A 4923-nucleotide genomic window follows, 5' to 3' on the forward strand; every position below is an offset into this window, starting at 1 on the left:
CGTTGAGAATCTAGCGCGCGCGAACTCCCACCCAATTGATAGAGTGCCGCGCGAATTTCGGCTACTTGTTGTTCGCTCAAAGCACCACCCATCGACTGTTGCAGTCGATCGAGATGCTGTTCTTTGTCACGTAATTGCTCCCATTGAGCGGCCAGTTCTTGACGCGATTGCTCGTGTTGTCCTAGAGTCGATTCTAGAGCTTGGGCTTCTTGGGTCAATCTGTCGAGTTCGGCACGGGTGTGCTCTAAATCTTCTTCGCGTCCGTAAATCTCTTCTTGGCGCAATTGTAATTGTTGGCTTTGGAGACTCAAAGATTGCCGCCAGCTTTCGATCTCATCGGCTTCTTTTTTATATTTTTCAATCTGGCGCGAGAGATTTTGGAGAATGCCCACCAAATGTTTGCCAGCATCCCGCAACTGCGACTGAATTTGGCGATTGGCATTCATATCGACTAGTACCAACACGCCAGGATTGTAGTTAGTCGCTTCATCCGGAGCTGCCACCAGCTCTTCACCAGGGATCGCACTCCAATTTTGTTCGCTCCGCTGACAAGCCAATAACTTCAGTTCGGCTTTACTTCTGCCACTAATATTAAACCCAGATTTTGGCTTTTGGACTTCTGCTAGATACAACACGTTAGTTTTCCCTTGTCTTATATAAATAAATTTAGGTTTTGCTGAGCATACAGAAAATTGAATAAGTTAATCCATATTATAAATCTGAGCCAACGACCGAAAGCTCGATCCGCGAGTCGCGGTCGCCTTTCAAACCCTGCTGTTGTGATGGCCAGAATCGGCTCTGGCAATCAGTTGTGTCACTGACACAAAAATCGAGATGGAGATCGAAGCTATGGCAATTACGGCATTGCTGAAAACATCTTCATAAATTGAGAGTACCCAATAATTGGCTGGGTTTTACTGTCATCCCCGCCAGATCCAGTCATTCCTAACTAGCGCGCTGCCATCACTAACAACTATATATACATTGACGGTTAACTGTCATCAGCACAAAACTCTCCAGAATTTTCGATCGATCTTGGGGATAGTGAAACAAACTGGCGATCGTGTGGGAAAACTAAATGTAACGGATACCAAAGTCGATCGATTCTTTGCTACTGTCCGAATCGCTCGACAGCTTGGGCACCACCTGTGGATCTGGACTAGATTGGCTGGCAATCTGCCCCCGGCAGAGCGACACTCCCAGTCTAAACGTGGCTGCACCAATCTACTCAGATCGGTAAATTCAGATCGGTCAGCCCTAGTTCATCGATATTTTCACCGATCGCGTCTGTTTGTCTCAAACCCAATCTTCATAAGTATCAGCTATGAACTGTATTTTGTATGTTTAACAAATATTATATATTAGTGACGTTTACCAGCTTAGTGTCCATCTACCCCATCGATTAGCAGATATATGAAAACAGTTCTAGTTGTGGATGATAGTACCGCGCAGCGGGAAATGATCAAAGAGCTACTCCAAGCTAGTGGAATGACAGTAAATGTCGCAACAGATGGCGAGCAAGCCGTAGCGGTTGCCCTCGAAATCGTGCCAGATATTGTCGTCCTCGACGTGGTGATGCCCAAAATGAATGGTTATGAAGTGTGCCGGACGCTCAAATCTAATCCCAAAACTCAAGATGTACCGGTGATCTTGTGTAGTTCTAAAAGTGAGGATTTCGATCGGCATTGGGGGATGCGACAAGGTGCGGATGCCTATGTTTGTAAGCCGTTCGAGCCAGTAGAATTACTCAGCACCATCAAACAGTTATTGCGAAATTAGGACGGATCTAATGGTTCTCAATTTAGATTTTCTCACCAGTGATGATGCCCCGAACACCAATGAGGTGACACCGGGCAGCCGCGATGGCGAATTGTGTTTGCGCTTTGACGTACCTTCGGGTAACGAATATGCCTTACCTGCTTCTGGCGTCCGCGAGGTGATGTCGGTTTATTTCGATCGGATTACGCCGATTCCGAATGCGTCACCTTTTTTCTTAGGTACGTATAATTGGCGGGGTCAAGTCATTTGGGTCGCAGATCTCGGTCAATTTTTAGGCGATCGAGTGTTAGTGAATACCGACCAAAATGAGGTGTCGATCTTGATCGTCGAAGAACAAGAACTGGTCATGGGATTTGCCGTTCGCGCTGTGGCAAATACCGAATGGCTGGACGTCAAACAGATGCTACCGAATACTGGCACCGATGCTGCGCTCCCAGCCAGTATGAGTGGCTTTGTTAAAGGAGTTTATCAGCTGTCTGGCACTGAGACTGCCGAACTCCGATTATTGGATCAGGTGGCGATTCTGCGTTCGACGAACTGGACGATTTAGGACTGCCGAACTCCGATTATCGGATCGAGTGGCGATTCTATGTTTGACGAACTGGACGATTCAATCGCGACTTGAGGATGTTCACTTTTGAGCGATCTCTCGATCGCGCTTGCTTCAATCTCGCTAGCGATTCTTACCAATTGGACTATTCTCGACCGGAGTTTCAAACTTATAAAAAACATACATAATTTCTAAAATTAACTAGTTATTGACACGAATCACCATGATTTCTACCCCCGATCCCATGCAAGACTATACTCAAGATTATCAATTAGCAGAAGCAGCTTACCTTCAAGGTAACTACGAAAAAGCTGCGACAATTATCGATACCCTCGTCAACAAATTCCACGACGATCCTAGCGTCCGGTTATTGCGCGGACACATTTACTGTTACGGTTTATATCAATACGAAATTGGTAAAAAAGAGTATGAGTACGTGCTGGGGATCTCGACCGATCCAGAATTTCTCCAATTTGCCCGCAGTGGCTTGGAGTATGCTGTTTCTTGTTTGAGCCAAATCGGCGATCGTGCCAATAGCGAACAATTTAATGGTGGCGATTCGGGCGGACATTATCGCAAGACGACGGCTGATTCGGCAGAGCTACTCACCTGGCGACAACCAGAAGATCTGACTGCTGATGAAGATTTCGATCTCGCCGCGCTCAATTTTAATGTGGATATGTCGGGGCAATTGTTTCCCAGCCAAGCCACGGACTTTTTCTCGGTTGAAACCAATATCGCCGGCCCCAAACAACCCCAAGTAGCTACTGGTTTTTATAACAACGAGCAGGAAACATTAACCGATGCTTTCGCCTTTGGGTACGATCGCGCCGAGCCGCCCAGCCATCAGCTATTTGATGGGATCCCGACCAATGCCACATCGGAAGTAAATGACGATACGGGCTTTTTCAATATTTCACCAGCGGCACAGCGGGCATTTGCCAACTTCGACCCCGATCTGTCGCCAGAATCGCCAGCAGATGTCACCCCAAACGTCGCTGTACCAGTTACAATTCAACCAGATCCTGTCTTGTCGGATCGATCGCAGCAAGCGAATACTGCCGACCGACCGACATTCATGACCACAAACGATCGGATGGAAATGGCGACGTCAGGCGATCTCAGCGAACAGATGCCAGCCCCAATGGAATTTTCGGTCGAAGACATCTCTGATGCTCTCAACGAAATTAGTGGTGCGCTACCGCTAGCTTGGCCGCCGACGGCGCAATCCGCGCAAGCCGACCTCCCCCATAATTGGATGAATGACAACGATCTCGATCGGCCCAACCAGCTCGGTGCCGATAGTATCGATAATCCCCAAGCTGACGGGTTCGATTTTGGGGTATCGCATGTTTTTCACAATGCCTTTGGGCCACAGTCACCCGATGGCGACGCGAAGGCTACACCAGCATCGCCGTCTAAGTTTGCGCCACTCGATCGCCAAGTATTGAGCGGGGTCTTAGGTGAGGATGATAGTAATGGTGGTACCCAATCGGGATTTTTCGATCTGCCAGACAATTTTCTCGAACAGCCGACGCCTTCTTCGATGAATATGCCAAAATCTTCAGCCATGTTTGATGATAGTTCGACATTTATTAATGGTGTCTCGATCTCTGGCATCAAAAATCAACCCCATGGCACGATCAGCAACATCTATCGGGAAGAGGATATTCAGAATGTGACCAATCTGACTCCCCAAGGTGTATTCGCACCGTTTGAAAATGCCTCATTCCAGAAAAAGCAGTGGCTGATTTCTGGTGCGGCCGGACTCGGCGCGGCAATCGCGATCGCTGGCGTCACTTTTGTCACCAGTTTGACGCTCTCACCTCAAGATAAAGCCGCTCGCGACCCGCTTCAACGGGCAGGTGCCATGATGATGGTCTTAGGCGGTCTGACGAGTTTTGGAATTACCCGGATCCTTACTGGTCGCTACACTAAGCAAGTCAGTCGGAGTGTCAGAGACTTGCAGTCTAATTTCGAGCAAGTAGCCCAAGGGAATATGGCCGCCCGCGCGACTGTCTCTTCACAGGATGAATTGGGATTACTCTCCTCTTCGTTCAACTATATGTTGCAATCGGTTGTGACTAGCAACTCCGCAGCCCAAAACAAAGCACGGGACATGGAGCTAGCCAAAGACGAACTCCAACGCCAAGTAATCCGCCTCCTCGATGATGTAGAAGGCGCGGCACGCGGAGATCTGACGGTTAAAGCCGAAGTTACCGCTGACGTGCTCGGTGCGGTTGCCGACTCATTTAACTTGACGATCGACAGTCTCCGGCAGATCGTGCAACAGGTACAAGTCGCCGCCGTGCAGGTCAACCAAAGTTCGACCGAAAGTGAAGCTTTCGCCCGCCGCCTCTCTTCTGATGCCCTCAGCCAAGCTGAAGAACTCGCCGTCACGGTGAACTCCGTCCAAATGATGACCGCCTCGATCAAACGGGTAGCCGAAAGTGCGCGGGAATCGGAAGAAGTAGCACGGACAGCATCAGCAACCGCCCTGCGTGGTGGTGAAGCGGTAGAACGGACGGTAGCAGGTATTCAAGAGATTCGCGAAACCGTTGCCGAAAGTACCCGGAAAGTAAAACGTCTCGCGG

General features: G+C 49.0%; 4 protein-coding genes. 3 read left to right on the plus strand and 1 reads right to left on the minus strand.

Annotated features, from left to right (window positions below; all coding sequences use genetic code 11):
• Window positions 1-632, minus strand: a 632-nt coding sequence (gene hmpF / locus RMO84_RS13240; protein WP_310488921.1) for a pilus motility taxis protein HmpF, incomplete at its 3' end; no start/stop codon positions are given.
• 781 nt (window positions 633-1413) lie between these two features.
• Between hmpF and RMO84_RS13245 the strand changes: the two genes are divergently transcribed.
• From RMO84_RS13245 to RMO84_RS13255, 3 genes are all read left to right on the plus strand, one after another.
• A complete protein-coding gene (locus tag RMO84_RS13245; RefSeq protein WP_309735870.1) occupies window positions 1414-1779 on the plus strand; it encodes a response regulator in 366 nt (121 codons plus the stop codon).
• A 10-nt stretch (window positions 1780-1789) separates the two neighbouring features.
• Window positions 1790-2329 (plus strand): chemotaxis protein CheW, encoded by a 540-nt coding sequence (locus RMO84_RS13250; RefSeq protein WP_310488922.1) that lies wholly within the window; start codon window positions 1790-1792, stop codon window positions 2327-2329.
• A gap of 244 nt (window positions 2330-2573) precedes the next feature.
• On the plus strand, window positions 2574-4923 hold a 2350-nt coding region (locus tag RMO84_RS13255; protein WP_310488923.1), incomplete at its 3' end, for a methyl-accepting chemotaxis protein.

This window comes from Chamaesiphon sp. VAR_69_metabat_338, assembly GCF_031423935.1.
GTDB lineage: Bacteria > Cyanobacteriota > Cyanobacteriia > Cyanobacteriales > Chamaesiphonaceae > Chamaesiphon.